The organism is Streptomyces sp. 135 (assembly GCF_020026305.1).
In the GTDB taxonomy this organism is placed as follows: domain Bacteria; phylum Actinomycetota; class Actinomycetes; order Streptomycetales; family Streptomycetaceae; genus Streptomyces.
Genome location: NZ_CP075691.1, coordinates 8,655,058 through 8,673,288, shown reverse-complemented (window position 1 = coordinate 8,673,288; position 18,231 = coordinate 8,655,058). Strand labels below are relative to the sequence as shown.

8 protein-coding genes are annotated in these 18,231 nt (G+C 72.8%); 4 read left to right on the top strand and 4 right to left on the bottom strand.

What is annotated here, in order from left to right; genetic code table 11:
* Window positions 1-12: 12 nt before the first annotated feature.
* Window positions 13-11,013 (bottom strand): non-ribosomal peptide synthetase/type I polyketide synthase, encoded by an 11,001-nt coding sequence (locus KKZ08_RS37775; RefSeq protein ID WP_223778734.1) that lies wholly within the window; start codon window positions 11,011-11,013, stop codon window positions 13-15.
* Between the two features lie 17 nt (window positions 11,014-11,030).
* Window positions 11,031-12,266, bottom strand: coding sequence for an MFS transporter (locus tag KKZ08_RS37770; protein WP_263303392.1), 1,236 nt, complete (start codon window positions 12,264-12,266; stop codon window positions 11,031-11,033).
* A gap of 497 nt (window positions 12,267-12,763) precedes the next feature.
* Between KKZ08_RS37770 and KKZ08_RS37765 the strand changes: the two genes are divergently transcribed.
* A complete protein-coding gene (locus KKZ08_RS37765; protein ID WP_223778733.1) occupies window positions 12,764-13,231 on the top strand; it encodes a peptidoglycan-binding domain-containing protein in 468 nt (155 codons plus the stop codon).
* A 66-nt stretch (window positions 13,232-13,297) separates the two neighbouring features.
* Here KKZ08_RS37765 and KKZ08_RS37760 read toward each other — a convergent pair whose 3' ends face one another.
* The gene (locus KKZ08_RS37760) at window positions 13,298-14,101 is read right to left on the bottom strand and encodes an SDR family oxidoreductase (protein WP_223778732.1); all 804 of its coding nucleotides are present in this window, start codon (window positions 14,099-14,101) and stop codon (window positions 13,298-13,300) included.
* A gap of 128 nt (window positions 14,102-14,229) precedes the next feature.
* Between KKZ08_RS37760 and KKZ08_RS37755 the strand changes: the two genes are divergently transcribed.
* The 3 genes from KKZ08_RS37755 (at window position 14,230) to KKZ08_RS37745 (ending at window position 16,118) form a co-directional block, all read left to right on the top strand.
* Window positions 14,230-14,775 carry a GNAT family N-acetyltransferase gene (locus KKZ08_RS37755; protein ID WP_223778731.1) on the top strand — a complete coding sequence of 182 codons (546 nt, stop codon included), beginning with the start codon at window positions 14,230-14,232 and terminating at the stop codon, window positions 14,773-14,775.
* A gap of 40 nt (window positions 14,776-14,815) precedes the next feature.
* Window positions 14,816-15,568, top strand: coding sequence for a ZIP family zinc transporter (locus KKZ08_RS37750; protein ID WP_223778730.1), 753 nt, complete (start codon window positions 14,816-14,818; stop codon window positions 15,566-15,568).
* A gap of 187 nt (window positions 15,569-15,755) precedes the next feature.
* Complete coding sequence (locus KKZ08_RS37745) at window positions 15,756-16,118, top strand: hypothetical protein (RefSeq protein WP_223778729.1); 363 nt, start codon at window positions 15,756-15,758, stop codon at window positions 16,116-16,118.
* A 44-nt stretch (window positions 16,119-16,162) separates the two neighbouring features.
* On the opposite strand, the gene KKZ08_RS37740 is transcribed toward KKZ08_RS37745, so the two are convergent.
* Window positions 16,163-18,229 (bottom strand): iron ABC transporter permease, encoded by a 2,067-nt coding sequence (locus KKZ08_RS37740; protein ID WP_223778728.1) that lies wholly within the window; start codon window positions 18,227-18,229, stop codon window positions 16,163-16,165.
* Window positions 18,230-18,231 lie beyond the last annotated feature (2 nt).

Here is an 18,231-nt window from a genome sequence, read left to right as displayed (position 1 = left end):
GACCCTCCCCGGTCAGACCTCCTCCCTGACGCTTCGTCGCTTCGCCACGAGCGACGCCATGGGGGTCCTCGGGTCGGACACCGCCAGCGACAGGAGCCGGGCGAAGTCGGACATCCAGGCCTCGATGGTCGCGGGGGCGAACAGGTCCGTCGAGTATTCGAAGGTGAGCGTCGTCTTCTCCGGTCCGGGATGCACGACGACGTACAGCTCATTGCGGGCCGCCGCGCGCACGGCGACACCTTCGACGGCGGAGGACAGACGGTGCAGCTCCAGGGCGGGCGGCCGGGCGGTCACCACCGTGAACAGCACCGTGGGGAAGAGCGCGGAGCTGAGGCGCTCCTCCAACAGCCCGGCCACCTCGCTCAATGGCAGGTCCTGGTGGTCGAGCGCCCTGAACAGCGTGCCGCCCAGCTGGTCCACCAGGTCCGCGAAGACGCCGGCGTCACCGATCCGGGCCCGCAGGAGTACGGCGTCACCGATGAACCCGACGACTCCCTCGCGGCCCGGCTTGGCGCGGTTGGCGCTGGAGGCGGCGAGGACGACGTCGTCGGGGCCGCCGCACACGGACGCGGCCCAGGCGGCGAAGGCGGCCGCCCACATCACGTACGGAGTGGTGCCCAGGCCCGCCGCCGTCTCGGCGACCAGCGCGGCCGTGCCCTCCTCAAGGGTGAGGGTGTGCAGCGCGCCGCCTCCCGACAGAGCGGCCGGGCGGGGATGGTCGTAGGGAAGGTCCAACGTCAGCCGCGCCCCGCCGAGTTCACGGCGCCAGTACTCCTCCAGGACCCGACGCCGGTCGGGAGCGAGAGCGTGCTCGGCGCGCGCCACGTCCGTGAACTGTGCTGCGGGCGGCTGGAGTTCGGGAGCGGTGTGCCGGCAGGCGGCGTTGTACAGCTCCTGCAGCTCCTGCCAGAGCACGGTCATCGACCAGCCGTCGCAGATCGCGTGGTTCAGTACGGCCAGCAGGACCCAGCGGTCCGCGGCGAGGCGGGCCAGGCGGAAGCGGAAGAGCGGGGCCCGGTGCAGCGCGAAGGGCCGCGACGCCTCGCTCCGGCACCAGTCGGCGACGGCCCCGGCGTCGTCGCCGTGTGCGGTCAGATCGGTGACCGGCACCTGCACCGGTACCGCGGCAAGCACCTCGAAGAGCTGCTGCCCGGCCCGCTCGACGCACCGGGCGCGCAACGCGTCGTGCCGGGCGACGAGGGCCGACAGCGCCTGCTCCAAGTGGCGGGGGTCCAACTCCCCTTGCAGGTCGAGGCGGTGGGTGACGTTGTAGACGGCCGGGTCGGCGCGCCCGTGGTGGCGTCGCCACAGTCGGCGCAGGCTGGAGGTCAAGGGGACGGCGGCGGCGACCGCCTCGTCCGGGTCCGTGCTCCCGCCACCGCCCCGTGCCGCCAGGCCCCTGATCGTCGGCGTACGGAAGAAGTCCGCCATCGACAGGTGCAGGTCCAGCTCCTCGGCCATGCGGTGCAGCAGCCGGATCGCGCCGAGCGAGTGCCCGCCCAGCTGGAAGAAGGAGCGGTCGACGGGCAGGGACCGGGTGCCGAGTTCGGCGCACCAGAGCTCGTGCAGGGACTTCTCCCGGGCGGTGGCGGGTTCAGCGCCCGAGACGTGCGGGGCGTCCGCCGTCTCGGGATCCGGGAGGCCGCGCCGGTCGAGCTTGCCCGAGGTGTTGACCGGCAGCCGCTCCAGCGCCACCCAGCGGCCCGGGACCAGGTGGTCGGGGAGTTCGGCGGCGAGCGCGGACCGGAGCCGGGCCAGGTCGGTCCCGGCGCGTCTCGGGACGACGTACGCGACGAGTTCCATGTCGCCGTGCGCGTCGCGGCGCGGCACGACGGCCGCGTCCTTGACGTCGGGCAGGGAGGTCAACGCGCTGTGCAGCTCGGCGGGTTCGACGCGGTGTCCCCTGATCTTGACCTGGTCGTCGGCCCGGCCCCGGTACTCCAAGGTGCCGTCCGAGCGCCAGCGGGCGAGGTCGCCGGTGCGGTAGTGCACCATGCCGGTGCCGTCGTCGACGAAGCGGGCCGCGGTCTCCTCGGGGCGGCCGTGGTAGCCGTGCGCGACCTGCACACCGCTCACGTGGATCTCACCGACGGCGCCCACCGGCACCTCGCGTCCGTCCGGGGCGACGAGCCGGATGTGGGCGCCGGGCACGGGGGTCCCGATGGGCGGCCACTCCTCCCCCTCGGGCGCGACGCGGTGCGAGGTGACGACGATCGAGGTCTCGGTGGGGCCGTACTGGTTGTACAGGACGCACCGCGGGTGGCCGGCCAGGAAGCGCTGCAGCGCGGCGGTGACCTGCAGGGGCTCGCCGCACTGCACCACCTCGCGCAGCGCGGGGAGTTCGGGCGCCGTGTCCATCACGTAGCGCAGCGGGGTGCTCGGCATGTAAAGGCGCTGCACCTCGTGGTGGCGCAGCGTCCGGGTGAGCACGGCCGGGTCGTGCCGCACCTCGTCGTCGATCAGGACCAGGGCGGCCCCCGACGCGAGCGTCGTGAAGATCTCCTGGACGCTGATGTCGAAGGCGGGCGAGGTCCACTGGAGGGTGCGCAGCGGCCTGTGCCGCGCCACCTGCCCGCGCACCAGGGCGGCCGGGCCCCGGTGCGGGACGACGACACCCTTGGGCCGGCCGGTGGAGCCGGAGGTGTAGATGCAGTACGCCGGGTCCTCGGGTCGCACCTCGACGTCGGGGGGTGTGTCCGGGAGCGTCGTGTCGCTGTCGTCGCTGTTGTCGCTGTTGTCGCTGGTTTCGGCGAGCAGTACGCCGGGCGCGTGGGCGGCCAGATCGGGGTGCCGGGCGAGCACGGTGGCACAGGTGAGCAGCAGCACGGGGCGGCCGTCCGTGAGCAGCCCGCTCAGTCGGCGTGTCGGGGCGGACGGATCGAGCGGCAGGTAGGCGGCGCCGCTCTTGAGTACGGCGAGCAGCGCGGAGATCAGCTCGGGGCCGCGCGGCAGCAGGACCGCCACGCGCTCCCCGCGGTCCGCGCCCAGCCGGCGCAGGCGGTGGGCCATGCGATTGGCCCGCACCTCCAACTCGCCGTAGGAGACGGCACGTTCGTCACCGATGAGCGCGAGCGCGGCCGGTTCGGACCGGGCCTGCTTCTCGAACAGGCCGTGCAGGCTGGCGGGGCCGGACGGTGCCTGCTCCCCCAGTCCACCCCACCGTGCGAGCGTGCCGCGGTCGGTGGGCGAGGGGGCGGTCAGCTCGGCGACCGGGACGTCGGGCGCTTCGAGGGCCCGCCGCAGCAGTTGCTCCACGTACTCCACGAAACGGCGCACGGTGGACGCGTCGAAGAGTGCCGTGTCGTACTCCACCATGAACCGCAGGCCCGCGCGGTGGTGCGTCAGGTAGATGCTGAGGTCGAAGGGGGCCCGCTCGCTCGGCACGTCCAGGAGCGTCGCGGCCAGGCGTGGCGGGTCGAAGTCGACCTCGGCCTCCTGTTCGTACTCCACCATGACCTGGAAGAGCGGATTGCGGCCCGGGTCGCGACGCGGCGCCAGCGCGCCGACCAGCTCGTCGAACGGCAGGGCCCGGTGTTCGTACGCGGTGGTGCTGGTGTTCCTGACGCGGCGCAGCAGGGTCGCGAAGTCCGGATCGCCGCTCAGGTCCAGGTGCAGCGGAACGGTGTCGAGGAAGAGCCCGACCGCGTGCTCGGCGCCCTCGGGCCGGGCCGCGACCGCGGTGCCGAGCGCGAAGTGGTCCTGCCCGGCGAAGCGGCCGAGTACGGCACCGATGGCGCCGGTCAGCGCCATGAAGACGGTGGCCCGTTGGGACGCGGCGAACTTCTTGATGCCCTCGGTCAGTTCGGCGTCCCACGTGTACGTCAGGCTCGCCCCCTCACCCGTGCGCTCCGGAGGGCGCGGCCGGTCGGCGGGCAGGTCGAGGTCCGGTACGTCCGCCAGCTCGCGCCGCCAGAATTCAAGGCTCTCCGCGGCCGTCGCCGGGTCGGGAACGTCCTCGGTGATGTCGTCGTGGAGCGCCGGAAGCCGGGGCTCGCCGTCGGGCCAGGAGCGGTAGTAGGCGGCCAGGTCGCGGGTGAACACCTCGGTGGAGGAGGAGTCGAAGGCGATGTGGTGGGCGAGCAGGAACAGCAGGTGCCGCTCGGGGGCGAGGCGCAGCAGCCGCACCGCGAGGGGCGGGCCCTCGCGCAGGTCAAGGATGCGGCGGCCCTCGGTGGCCATCGCGGCCCGCAGCGCCTCCTCCTCACCCGCCCCGGTGTGGTCGTCCACCGGGCAGTCGAGTGTGATCCGTTCCAACACCTGCCGGTAGGGGGTGCCGTCGGCGTCGCGGAAGACGGTCCGCAGTGCCGCGTGCCGGTCGGCCACCTTTTGGAGGGCCCAGCACAGCGCGTCGGTGTTCAGCGCCCCGTCCAGGCGGATCGCCTTGGGCTCGTGGTACATGCTGGTGCCGGGGCGCAGCTGCTCCAGGAACCAGATGCGGCGCTGGGCCGGGGTGAGCGGCCTGCGCCCACCGGGACGCGCGTTCCCCTCCGCTTCGGCGTCGCGCCGGCGGGAGCGCAGGCCGTCGAGCAGGGGCAGGGCGGCGAGCACCTTGTCCGCCGGTACACCGAAGTCCACGAAGCACGCGATCTCGTCCGCGCCCGCCGCCCTCAAGCGGCTCACCGTCTCGGCGGCCGTCGACTCGTCCCCGATCAGGGCGCGCGTGTCGCAGTAGCGTTCGTAGGCACGGCCGAGCAGGAACTCCACGTCATCCTCGGGGGTGTTCGCCAGGTCCACGTCGAAGCCGAGGCTGTTGGTGACCTGGTCGAACAGGGAGAGCGAGGAGCGCAGGTACGACACGAAGGGCCGGTACGCCTCGGCGCGTGCCCGGGCCGCGTCCTGGTCCAGATACGTGTGTACGAGGACGACGACACGGCCCGCGGCCGGGTCGAGACCGTGCTCGGCGCGGGTGCGGCGGTACAGGGCGATGTTCTCCGCCAGCTGCTCCACCGTCTGCGCCATCAGGTTGGTGACGACGCCCAGGTCGTTCGCGGCGGCTCGCCGGTAGCTTTCGGGGTTGCCCACCACGGCGACGTACAGGGGCGGTTGGGCTTGGAGGGGCCTCGGGTGCAGCTGGACGTCGACGGGCTCGCCGTCCCCGCCGGTCAGGGTGATGGCCTCCCCGGACCACAGCCGGCGCACGGTCTCCAGCTGCTCGTACATGGCCTCGCGGTGGCGTCCGAAGGCGTCGGGGGCGAGGGCGAAGTCGGTCGAGTGCCAGCCACTGGCGAAGCACAGGCCCGCCCGGCCACCGGAGATGTTGTCGACCACCGACCACTCCTCCGCCACCCGGACCGGGTGATGCAGCGGCAGAACCACGGAACCGGCGTGCAGCCGGACGCGGCGGGTGCGGGCCGCCAGGGCGGCGGCGAGGACGGAGGGGTTGGGGAAGAGCGCGCCGAACGAGTTGAAGTGCCGCTCGGGGAACCACAGCGCGTGGAATCCGTGCTGGTCGGCGAAGTCGGCCGCCCGCATGATCAGGGCGTACTTGTCGTGGGCCGCGTCGTCCGGGTAGTCGCCGAAGAAGTAGAGGCTGAAGTCCGGCGCGTCGGTGGTGGCCGGTAGGTCGGATACCGGCGGGGTGGTGGCCGGTAGGTCGGATACCGGCGGGGTGGTGGCCGGTACGGCATGTACCGGCGGGGCAGTCGGTACAGGGCGTTCCGGTGGGGCAGCGGGAACGGTGAGGGGTTCGGCGGGCGCGGCGGGTGGCGCCGGCCTGGCGGCGGCGAGGGCCGCCGTCTGCCGGTTGACGACGCCGGTCACCTGGTCGATCAAGTGCCGCGTGAGTTCCAGCTGCTGCGCGAAGAGGTCGTGCAGGTCGGGTGAGGCCCCTGCCGGACCGGACTGCGGGAGGGCGGGCGCCTCGGGTGCGGGCGGGGCTTGCGCGGGCCGCGGCGTCGGTTCCGGTTCGAGTGCCGACGTAGCGGTGCGCGGTGGCAGCCCGGTCGCCTCGGCTTGCCGCTGTGCGACGCGGTCGGCCAGTTTGCGCGGCGTGTCCGCCGTATCGAAGAACTCGCGTACGGGGACGCGCACGCCGTAGCGGCGATCGAGTTCCTTGGCCATCCCCATGAGGGAGAGCGAGTCCGCGCCCAGCTCGAAGAACGAGCGGTCCGGCGTGACGTCCGCGATGTCCGCGCCCAACTGGTCCGCGGTCATCTCCCTGATGCCGAGCAGGGGCGCGGCGTCGGGCAGTACGAGGATCGGCTCGTCCGGAGCCGCGTGCGCGACCGGCACGGCGGTGTCCGAGGCCGTGGTGCCCGGGGTCATGGTGTCCCGAGCCGCGGTGTCCCCGGCCGCGGCGGATATGCGGGCGGGAGCCACCTCGCGGCGGCGCAGCGGATGCCCCGGCAGCGGGATCCGGCCCCCGCCGCGTGCGAGGGCCGACCAGTCCAGGTCCGTCCCCGCGCGGTACAGCTCGCCGAGCGAGTGCAGCATGCCGCGCTGCTGTACGGCGGCCCCGCTCCCCTCCCCCTGGCCTCGCAGCCAGCGGCTTTCCGGCAGGCAGTGCCGTCCCAGGCCCCGGAGCGTGTCCCCGGCGCCGAGCTCGACGAAGCCGCCCTGCCCCCAGGCCGCCGCCGTGGCCAAGGCCAGGTCGAAGCGGACGGGCTGCCGTGCCTGTGCGCACAGATACGAGGCGTCGGGGGTCCAGCCCGCGGGGCGCACCTCGCCGTCGAGGCAGCTGACGAGGGGCACGCGCAGCGGCGCGTACGACACGTCGGCCGCCGACGCGCGGAACGCGGACAGCGCGGCGTCGAGCCCCGCCGAGTGGAAGGCCCGGTCCACCGGCAGAGGCCGCCACCGGATGCCGTCACGCTCCAGCAGGCGCGCCGCCTCGTCGAGGGCTTCGGGCGTCCCGGAAAGGACCTGCGAGCGGGGCCCGTTGACCACGGCGACCTCGGCGCCGGAGGCCTCGGCGACGCGCTGGGCGGTCGTCGGGTCGGTGCGGACCGCGAGCATCGTGCCGGGCGGGCTGTTTCGCTGCATGAGATGACCCCGCCGAGCGGTGAGACGCAGTCCGTCGTCGACGCTCAGCGCTCCCCCCGCGTGCAGCGCCGCGTACTCGCCGACGCTGTGGCCCAACACCATGGCGGGCCGCACCCCGCAGGCCCGCCAGACCGCCAGCAGGGCCGCCTGGTGGGCGAACAACGCGGGTTGGGCCACTTCCGTGGGCCACACCTGGTCCGCGTCACCGTCGGCGCCACCGTCCGCGCCGCCCGAATCGCCGGTACTGGCCATATCCCCGGTACCGCTCTCGCCGAGCAGCAGCGGCAGCAGCGTGCCGCCGAACTCATCGGCGTAGAGGCGCTCGCAGCGGTCCACCACCGAACGGGCCTCGGCGAACGCGTCGTAGATCCCACGGGCCATGCCCGCGCGCGCACTACCCTGGCCGGGGAAGGCGAACGTCAGCGGTCCGAACGGGGAGAGGGCGGCCGGTGGTTGCTCCAGGGCTCGCGCGAGTTCACCGGCGTCGGCGCCGACCACAGCCGTGCGTGCGGCGCGGTGCGGACGGCCGCGCCCCATCGTGGCCGCCACGTCGGCGGGGCCCGTGTCCGGCGCGTTCCGCAGGCGGTCGCTCAGCAGAGCGGTCAGCTCCCCCAGCGCCTGGGCGTCGCGTGCCGAGACGGGGACGAGCGCGGGCCTGCTGGACGTGGCCCTGGGGCGCCGGGCCGGGGCTTGTTCGAGGATGACGTGGGCGTTGGTGCCGCCCACGCCGAGAGCACTGACCCCGGCCCTGCGGGGCGTCCCGTCCGGCACGGTCCATGTCCTCAGTTCGGTGGCGAGGCTCAGGGGGCCGTCCTCCAGGCGCAGCCGGGGGTTGGGGTGCGTCAGGTGCAGGGTCGGCACCAGGGTGCGGTGCCGCAGCATCAGCACCGTCTTGATCAGACCCGCCATGCCCGCGCAGCTGTCGAGGTGTCCGATGGCCGGCTTCACCGAGCCGACCGCGCAGAACGCGGTGCGCCCCGTGTCTTCGCCGAGGGCCCGCCCCAGCGCCTCGAACTCCACCGGGTCCCCCAGTGGCGTCCCGGTGCCGTGCGCTTCCACGTAGGTGACGGTGTCGGCCGGGACGGCGGCCCGGCGCAGCGCGTCGCGCACGACCGCCACCTGTCCGGCCATTCCGGGTGCGGTGTAACCGGCTTTCCGGGCGCCGTCGTTGTTGACCGCCGAGCCCAGGATCACCGCATGCACCGTGTCCCCGTCGGCCAGTGCCCTGTCGAGGCGTTTGAGCAGTACGGCCGCCACTCCGTTGCCGCCCACGGTGCCGTCGGCGTCCGCGCCGAAGGCGCGACATCGGCCGGTCGGGGACAGGATGGAGTCGGGGTGGCTGCGGTAGCCGGTCTCCTGCGGCAGGTGCACGGCCGCTGCACCGGCGAGCGCGACGTCCGCGTCACCGGTCAGCAGGGCCTGCGCCGCCAGGTGCACGGCGACCAGTGACGTGGAACAGGCCGTCTGCACGCCGATGGCGGGACCGGTGAGGTCGAGCCGGTAGGCGACCCGGGTGGCGACGAAGTCCGGCTGCTGCCCGATCGTGCTCTGCATCCCGGTGACCGGGTCCCCGTCGGCGTCGGCGTCGGCGTACGAGGGAGATCCCGTCTGCTGGTGGTCATAGAGGTGCATGCCCGAACCGGCGAACACGCCGATTCTGGTGTCCTGTTGAGGGAGTGCGTAACCGCCGTCCTCCAGCGCCCGGTGGCAGCACTCCAGGAAAAGGCGGTGTGCCGGGTGGGTGAGCCGGGCTTCCTTGGGGGTGAGCCCGAAGAAGTCGGTGTCGAAGTCCAGCGCGCCGTCGAGGACCCCGGCGACCGGCACCCGGTCGGCGGCCGCCGCCTGCTCGGCCGTGAGGCCCGCGGCCCGTAGTCGGCCCTCGTCGAAGACGGTGAGGCAGTCGACGCCGTCACGTAGGTTCTGCCAGTAGGCGTCCGGCGAGTCGGCGCCGGGGAAGCGCAAGGCCATCCCGATGATCGCGACCCGCTGGTCTGCGCCCCTCCCGGCCTCTTCGGGCTGGCGCGCGTGCCCCGTTCGTGGCGGGGTTGGTTGCTCGGCGAGGTGCGCGCTGAGGTGCTCGGTGAGCGCGTCAGCCGTGGGGTGTTCGAACACCGCGGTGTCGGCGATCGCCCGCCCCAGACGCTCTTCGAGCCGTCCCCGCAGACGGAGCAACTGCACGGACGTCAAGCCGAGTTCATAGAACGGCAGGTGCACCGGCGCCGGGCCGCCGAGCACGGCGGCGAGCTCCTCGCGCACCGCTCGCCCCGTGTCATCGCTCCGGTCCCCGGCACCGGGGGGAGCGGCGGCGGCGCGGGGGGCCGCGCGCAGGCCTTCTTCGATGAACCGGTCGCGCAGCTCGGTGCGCCGCACCTTGCCGGCGGGTGTGCGCGGGAACCGTTCCGCGGGGACGGGCAGCACGTGTGTGGCGGTCAGGCCGAGGCATGTGAACAGCTCCGCCTTCACCTGGCGAGTGATGCGGGCGTCCTCCTCGTCCCCCCGGCCGACGAAGAACACCGCGAGTCGTTCCGTGCCGCGGCCGGCGTCCGGGATCCCGCAGGCGGCCACCTCGCCGACGCGTACCCCGGGCACGGTCGCTGCGGCGGCCTCGATCTCGTGGGCGTACACGTTGTTCCCGTTGAGGATGATCACGTCCTTGCGGCGGCCGGTGATGACGACCTGGCCCTCGGCGAGGAACGCCAGGTCCCCGGTGGCCAACCAGTCGCCGCCCTCGGGGTAGGCCGAGGCGTCGGCGTCCGGGTTGTCGACGTAGCCCGGCGTCAGACGCATGGGAGAGTGCACCTGCAACTGCCCGATCCTGCCGCCCTCCAGCGGCCGTCCTCCGTCGTCGACGACCCGCAGGGACGTCCCGTGGGCGGGCGAACCGGCCGCGACGAAGGTCACGCACTCGCTGTCCGGAGTGTCCGCGTCCGCGCTCCGCAGCTCCCCGCCGAGGCTGGACTTGACCAGGCGGTGCACGGTGCCCGGCCGGTCGAGGCGTCCGTAGGTGATCGCGGTGACCGTCTCGGCCATGCCCCAGACGGGGACGAGGTGACGCTCGCGGACACCGAAGTCCGAGGTGGCGTCGAGGAAGGCCCGCAGGACCGGCAGCGTGATCTGCTCACCGCCGCACACCAGCGAGGTCAGGCCGCTCAAGTCCCAGTGCCTGTGGGTCTGTTCGGCGAGCGCGTCCGCCACCAGTTGGTACGCGAAGGTGGGCGCCCAGCCGTGCTGGGCGCGGTACTCGTGGAGCAGATCGAGCCAGCGCAGCGGGTCGGTGAGGACCGCCCGGGTGGGCGTGTGCACGTTGGCGCAGCCCGCGAACACCGGAAGTACGTGGTAGAGCAGGAACGCCCCGCTGTGGTCCAGGGGCAGCCAGTTGACGAAGGTGTCACCCGCCCGCACCGGCAGGGTCCGGCGGGTACTGGCCGCGAAGTCGGCGAGCCCGGCGTGCGTGAGCCGCACCGCCTTCGGCGCGCCCGTGCTGCCGGAGGAGAGCATCAGCAGCGCGGTGTCCGCCGCCTTGGGCTCGTGGCGGTCGTACGACTGCGGATGCCGGAGGAAGTCGGCGGCGACGACGACCTGCTCGCCCTGGTCGAGGCCCGCGAGAGCGGCGGCCCCCGGGGCGTCGGTGAGTACGAGGGGGTCTTTCAGCAACGCGCGGGTGTGGCGCAGCCGTTCGGCGGCCACGGAGCCCGCCGCGGGCGGGTCGGCGATGGCCACGGGCACGGCGCCGCCGAGGACGCAGCCCCAGAAGGCCGGGAAGAACACGTCGAGCGACAGCCCGCACAGCACCACGGTGTCCCCCGGCCGCACGCCTTGCGCGCGCAGCCCGGTGAGGAACCGCCGTGCCCGGTCGAGGAGTTGGGGGTACGTCTGCGTCTCGGCCCGCCCCTCGGGGCCCACCGTGACCACTCCCACTGCCTCACCGGCGGCCGCCGCCCCGAGCAGGGCACGGACCGCGTCACGAGGGTCGTCCCCGTCGAGTTCTGGCTCAGGACCCCGGCAGAGGGCCTGCCCCCGTACGCGCGTCATGTCCGCCCCCTTCTGCTTCAGCTGTCAGTGGTGTCGTGGACCCAGGACCGCGGGTGTCGCGACCGGGGGGGCATGGCAGCGCCGCGACGGCGCGCGGCGGCGAACGCCAGGAGCGCCAACGCCCCGCACAGGGCGGTTCCGTGGAAGGCGGCGACGACCGCGAGCACGGGGAAGCCTTCCAGCGCGGCGGCTGCGGCGATCATGCCAAGGGTGAAGCCGGCGGTCTCGGCGGACGCCGACATGCCGAACAGGCGGCTGCGTTCCCGCTCGGGCGCGGCCTGTAGGCGCGAGACGTACACGATCTCGGTACAGCCGTCGGCGATTCCCGCCGCGAGGGCCGCCAGGATCAGGGCGGGGGTGGGCAGTCCCGTGAAGACGAGCACGAAGAAGACCGCCATGGCGGCGGTTCCGAGCGCGAACGCGCGCTCACCGTATGCCTTTTCGGGCTGGAAGCGTTTGAGGACCTGGTGGGAGAGGAGGGCCCCCACGGCCCAGGCCACCCAGAACTGGGTCATGAACAGCGCCGGATTGTCCGGGGACTCCAGGCCGGCCACGATCGGCAGGGCCACGTTGTGCGAGGAGGAGGCGAACGCGTCGGTGCCCCGCAGCAGGAGCGCCCCGGCCAACAGCGCGGGGATTCCCGCCAGTCCGAGCCTCGCGCCGGTCTTCCGCCGCCCCGGGGCCGGTTCCGTCGGGGGTCCCTCGTCCGCCGCGTCCTCGGCGTCGGTGCGGGGCCGCAGCACCAGTACGACCGCCGCCGACACCACGAAGCTGGCGCTGTTGACCGCGAACGCGAGCGCGTACCCGCCGGAGGCGATGACGGCCGCGGCCGAGCCGTATCCGAGGACGGTGGCAGCCGAACGCCCCGCCATCAGCAGCCCGTTGGCCCGCGAACGCTCGTCGTGACCGACGAGTACCGGCACGGCGCTGCGCAGCGCCACCGTGAACAGTGTGTTCCCCGCGCCGAGGACGATGACCGCGCCCAGGAGGAGGGTGAGCGAGGGATCACGGGCGCTGACCGCGAGCAGCGCCATCGCGAGGGCCTGCGCCACGTCGGCGCCCATCATCACGGTGCGGCGGCCGAGGGCCGTGGTGAGCGCGCCCGCGCCCAGGCCCGCCAGCATGCCGGAGAACAACCGGAGCGCCATCACCGCGCCGATACCGAAGGCGCTGCCCACGACTTCGTACGTGAACAGGCTCAGGGCGATCAGGTTGAGGAAGTTCCCATAGGCGGAAACGGCATAACTCGCCACGAGTGCGCGAAATCGCCAGCTGATCGACGCCGTTTCACTTCGCCGACCCGCCCTCACAAAACCCCTCACTCATGTGACCGTTCAACGGATTTGAGGTAGTCAACCCGCTGGGTCAAATCGAGTCAACCCACCGCCGGCCGGCTGCGCGGCTCCCGGACGACCAGGGTCTCCGCCCGTGTGCGCCGCGCGGGTACCGGACTCGGCCGGTCCGGCGTGCCGCGGCTGAACCCTGGGCGGTTTCCCGTCATTCGCACGTGTCCCATACTGCGCAACCTCGTCCGAGCTGGCTGATAAACCGTCAAGCGACGTCAGTCATCAGGCCGTTCCCCTACATCGTCGGCTTCGCGCCCGGGAACTGCCGTCTCATACGAGCCAGTCCAATTCACGGGGCAACCCCTCACCGGCCCCTCGCCCGGCCGTGGCCGAGCTGCTAGACACTGCGCCGCCGGTACGTACCTCAGCCGGCTCCGACCGTTGGCCCACCAAGGGGGACACTCATGGCATCGCGCATGCTCACGAGAGCGCTGTTGACCACCTTCACCGCTGCCGCCCTCAGCCTCGGCACCGTCGCCGGCGCGACAGCGGCCGTCGCCGCGCCCGCCCAGCAGCCCAGCGGTTCCGCCACCATCCAAGCCGTCAACAATCTCGGCCTCTCCATCTCCGAGGGCAAGAGTGTGCAGTGCTACGTCCGCGACGCCGCACCGCGCGGTAGGTACAACCCTGGCGCCATCGACGGCCAGCTCGGCACCAGCAGCTGGAAGGCCTGGCAGCTGTTCCTCAACGACCGCAATTACAACGCCGGAGCCGTCGACGGCGCCGTAGGCCCGAACACCATCCGGGGCCTCCAGCGGTTCCTGGTCGACATCGGCTATGACACCGGCGGCATCGACGGCGTGGCCGGAACCAAGACCAAGGCCGCCTGGAAGGCGTTCTCCCGCCTCCCCAACGACGGCAGCTGGTGCTGATCACGACTGCGTGAGTCCAGACGGCCGGGTCCCGGGGATGTTGGTGTCCCCGGGGCTTTTCGGCGCCTATGCGAGGCCGCCGTTGCTCATCAGCAGCTGACCGTTGATCCACTCGCCCTCCTTGGAGCACAGGAAGTCCACGAGGTGCGCGGTGTCCCTCGGGGTGCCCAGCCGGCCGAGCGGGGTGCTGCGGACACAGTGCTCACGGACTTCCTCGGGCATCCAGCCGGTGTCGACCGGCCCGGGATTGATCACGTTGGCGGTCACGCCGAGGTGTGCGAGTTCGTGGGCGGCGGCCAGGGTGATGCGGTCCAGGGCGCCCTTGCTGGCCCCGTAGGGCAGGTTGCCGACGGTGTGATCACTGGTGAGGCTGACGATCCGGCCGGTTCCCCGTTCCGCGGCGAAGCGGCGTCCGAATTCGCGAATGAGCAGCCAGGTGGCGCGCGCGTTGACGGCGAAGTGCCGGTCGAAGCTCTCGACGGTGGTGTCGAGCAGCCCGGAGTCGACGGACTCGCAGTGACTCATCACCAGCGCGGTGACATTGCCCATTTGCGCTTCGACTCTGTCGAAGACGCGTGCCGGGGTGTCCGGGTCGGCGAGATCCGCCTCGATCGCGGTGGTGGACGCGCCGTGTTCGGCCAACGACCGGCTGATCGCTTCGGTCGCGCCGGGCTCGCTGCCCCAGCTCATGCGGTCGTCGTAGGGGGTCCAGTACGTGAAGGCGATGTCCCAGCCCGATGCGGCCAGTCGAAGGGCGATGCCCGCGCCGATGCCGACGGTGCGGCCGACCCCGGTGATCAGGGCGAGCGGGCGGTCGGCCGAAGAGCCTCGACCGTGGGCAGCCCGGTCATGATTGGTGTCCGTTGTCACGGCCGGAATGGTTCACGGGCGACACCTCGGCGTCAATCGTTTTCCTGCGGCGCGGCGGCAAACGAGCGGGGACGGCACCGGGGCCTGCAAACACCTGCCGCCCTGCGGGCGTTGGTAGGTTGCCCGCCATGACCGAACCAGGATCCGCCGCCCGGCCGCCCGCCCCGATCAGGACCGAGCGGCTCGTGTTGCGCCGGTCAGACGCCCGGGACCGTGCGGCGTTCATCGAACTCTTCGCCTCGCCCGAGGTAAATACCTACCTCGGTGGTCCTCAGCCGCGCGATGAACTCGAGCGCGCGATGCCCGAGGTGCCCGGGCGGCGCCCCGGGGTTTTCGTCATCGATCTCGACGGAGCGATGATCGGCAAGGTCATGCTCGATCCGCACGCAGACCGTCCGGGCCACATACGTCCGGACGTCGGGAGGACCGAGCTCGGTTACCTGTTACTGCCCCAGGCATGGGGACGGGGATACGCCGCCGAGGCGTGCGCGGCGGCACTCGACTGGTTCGCCGACGCGAATCCCAGCGAGTCGGTGGTGCTCCGCACCCAGACCGCCAACGACCGCTCGATGCGCCTCGCGGCGAAGCTGGGCTTCGTGGAGGTGGAGCGGTACGAGGACTACGGCGCCGAGCAGTGGTTCGGCGTGTGGTCTCCCGGCACGTCGTCCGGTTGATCCGCGTGGCGTACGGCGCCGAGCGGGTAGGGAAGATCGCATGCCTGAAATCTTCGAAGCCGGTGTATGGGGCCTTGTGGCCGGTTCCGCCCTGCTGCTGGGGGCGGTGATCGGGTACGGAGTCCGGGTGCCCCAGTGGCTGGTGGCATCCGTGATGGCGTTCGGTGCGGGAGTCCTGCTGTCGGCCGTGTCCTTCGAACTGGTCGCGGAGGCGTACGACGAGGCCGGCCTCGCACCGGCGGCGATCGGCACGGTGGCCGGGGCGCTCGCCTATACGGCCGGAAACGCCTGGCTGGCACGGCGCGGCGCCCGCCACCGCAAGCGCAGCGGCCACGGCAAGCAGCCTTCCGAGTCCGAACAGGGCGGCTCGGGGCTGGCGCTGGCGCTGGGGGCCCTGCTGGACGGCGTACCGGAGTCGGCGGTCATCGGGGTGAGCCTGCTGAAGGGCGGTGCGGTCAGTGTGGCGACGGTGGCCGCGGTGTTCATCAGCAACGTACCCGAGGGCCTGTCCAGCTCCGCCGGGATGAGGCGGGCGGGGCGCGGCAAGGCGTATGTGTTCGGCGTGTGGGGGGTGATCGCGCTGGCCAGTACGGCGTCGGCGGTGCTCGGGTACGCGGTGGTGGGCGGGATGTCCACGGCGGTGGTGGCGGCTGTGACCGCGGTGGCGGCCGGCGCGATCCTCGCCATGATCGCCGACACGATGATCCCGGAGGCGTTCGAGAACGCTCACCTGGCCATAGGGCTGATCACGGTGTGCGGTTTCCTCGTGTCGTTCGCCCTGTCCCATGCCTGACCTCGCGGCTTTCGGAGGGAACCGGAGTGCTCGCGCCGGGCAGGGGTAGACGCAAGGGATGCTTGGGACAAACCTTCTCCCGCCCATTGCCTCTCTGCCCGGCGCCCGGCTCCGCGGAGAGCCCCGTCACGCCCGTCGCCGTCGTCGCCGTGGCCGGCTGCACCGGCGGCTGCTCGCCTACCGCGACGTGGAGATCCTCCACTCCCCCGCACCGACGGGTGACGAAGCGCGCTGCCTGCTCCTGGTGTACGGGCGCCGCATCGTCGGCCGCCTCGACTACCAGGTCTGCGAAGAGTGCGGCAGCGGTGTGGTGACCCACGCTCAAGTGACCGGCCCGCTGCAGGACAGCGGTCTGGGGACACGTGCCGTCTCCCACCTGCGGGCTTTCTACCCGGATGTGGACTGGTACAGCCGCCTCACGCGACGCCTGGCGCGTGACCTCGCGCACCGTATGCGTATGCCGCAGGGCTTCGCCGGGCCCTGCACCCATTTGCAGCCGCGTGCGAGCACGGCCGCGGATCCGACGGTGCGGGCGCGTGCCCTGCCCTGACGCGTACGCCCCCGCACACCCTCTCCCCCGACTCACCGGGCTCCCTATCGGCGGCTGCGTACGAGCAGATAGAGGAAGTACGGCGTGCCGATCACGGCCGTCATGAGCCCGGCGCCGAGCTGGGCCGGGGCGATGACCGTCCGGCCCACCAGGTCGGCGGCGCACACGAGGATGGCGCCGAGGAGGACGGCGACCGGCACCACCCGAACGTGCCGGCGGCCCACCAGGGCCCGGGCGGCGTGCGGCGCGACGAGCCCGACGAAGCCGATCGTGCCGGCGGCCGATACCGCGGTGGCGCTCAGCAGGACGGCGAGGACGAGGAAGCCCAGGCGTCCGCGGCCCAGGTCTAGGCCGAGCAGCCTCGGGGTGTCCTCGTCGAGTGACACCAGGTCGAGTTCGGTGCGTCGTACGACCGCGACGACCAGGCCCACGGCGAGGACGGCCGCGAGAGGCACCACGTCGGGCAGGGTCCGCCCGTAGGTCGAGCCCGCGAGCCAGGTCAGTGCCTTCGTCGCGTTGAACGGGTCGGTGAGGATGATGAGCAGGCTGATGACGGCCGTCGCTCCCGTGGCGACCCCGAATCCGACGAGGACGAGCCGGTTCTGCTGGAACCCGCCCCTCGCCGCGAGGCCGAAGACGAGCAGTGAGCTGACCGCGGCGCCCGCGAACGCGCCCGCGGCGATGCTCCAGGAACCGGCCGCCGGCACGGTCGTGACGAGCAGGACGGCGCCCACCGCGGCGCCGTTGGTGACGCCCAGAACACCCGGTTCGGCGAGGGGGTTGCGCGTCACGGCCTGGATGAGTGTCCCGGCGAGGGCCAGTGCCGCTCCCGCGCAGAGGGCGGCGATCACGCGCGGCACGCGGGTGTCCAGGACGAAGGTGACGGTCTGCCCGGCTCTGCCCTGGGCCCAGTTGACCACGTCGCCCATCAGCAGCTTGCTGTCCCCGATGAGTACGGCGGCGATGACCAGGCCGATCAGCGCGGCCACGAGGACGGTCGTCGTGACGACGAAGACGGTCCTGCTGCGGATGCGCAGCTTGTCGGCGGGGGCGGCGGCCGCCGTGTCCTTGGCCCGCGCGGCCATGACGACCAGGAAGACCGCGCCGACGAGGCTGGTGACGACGCCGGTGGGCACGGCGACCGCGGTGTCCGAGGGGACGACGGCGCGCAGCAGCACGTCGGAGCCGAGGACCAGGGCCGCGCCGGTGAGACCCGCGAACGGCAGCCGGGACCGCGAGCGGGTGAAGGCGCGGAACCTGCGGGCGAGGGGGCGTACGAGCGCGGGCGCGCACAGGCCGACGAAGCCGACGGGTCCGGCGAGGGTGACGGCGGCGGTGGAGAGCAGCGCGGCGAGCACGACCGCGACGACGCGGGTGGAGCGCACGGGGACACCGACGCCGTGCGCGGCGTCGTCACCGAGGGCCAGCGCGTCGACCCTGCGGGCGAGCAGGATCAGACCGATGAGTCCGACGGCGCCGATGGGCAGCATCTGAAGTACGCCGTCGAAGCCGTTCTGCGCGATGCTCCCCTGGTTCCACTTGTAGAGGCCCTCGGTCTCGTGGGGGAACAGCAGGAGCAGGCCCTCGGTGACGGCGGTGAGGCCGAGGGTGAGGGCGCTGCCCGCGAGGACGAGGCGGACCGTGCCCGCGCCGAGGCCGGACAGGCCGAGGACGACGGCCGCCGCGGCGAGGCCGCCGATGAACGCGATGCCGGAGGAGGCGAGGAGCGGCAGCGATATGCCGGTGGCGGCGGCGACGCCGAGGGCGAGGTACGAGCCCGCGTTGACGGCGAGGGTGTCGGGCGAGGCGAGGACGTTGCGGCTGACCGCCTGGAGGGCGGCGCCCGCCATGCCGAGTACGGCGCCGACGAGCAGGCCCGCGGTCATTCTCGGCAGCCGGGAGGCGACGACGACGGACGCGTCGGCCGTGTCGGCACTGCCGGTGAACGCCTTCCACACCTCGGCGGGGCCGACGGCGGCCGTGCCCTGGGTGATGTCGACGACCGCGAGCGCGGCGACGAGGAGGACCAGTGCGGCCGTCACCGCGGCCGCGCCCGTACGGGAGGCGGCTGTCGACGGGCGGGCGGCGGGGGTGGTTGCGGTGACGGCCATGG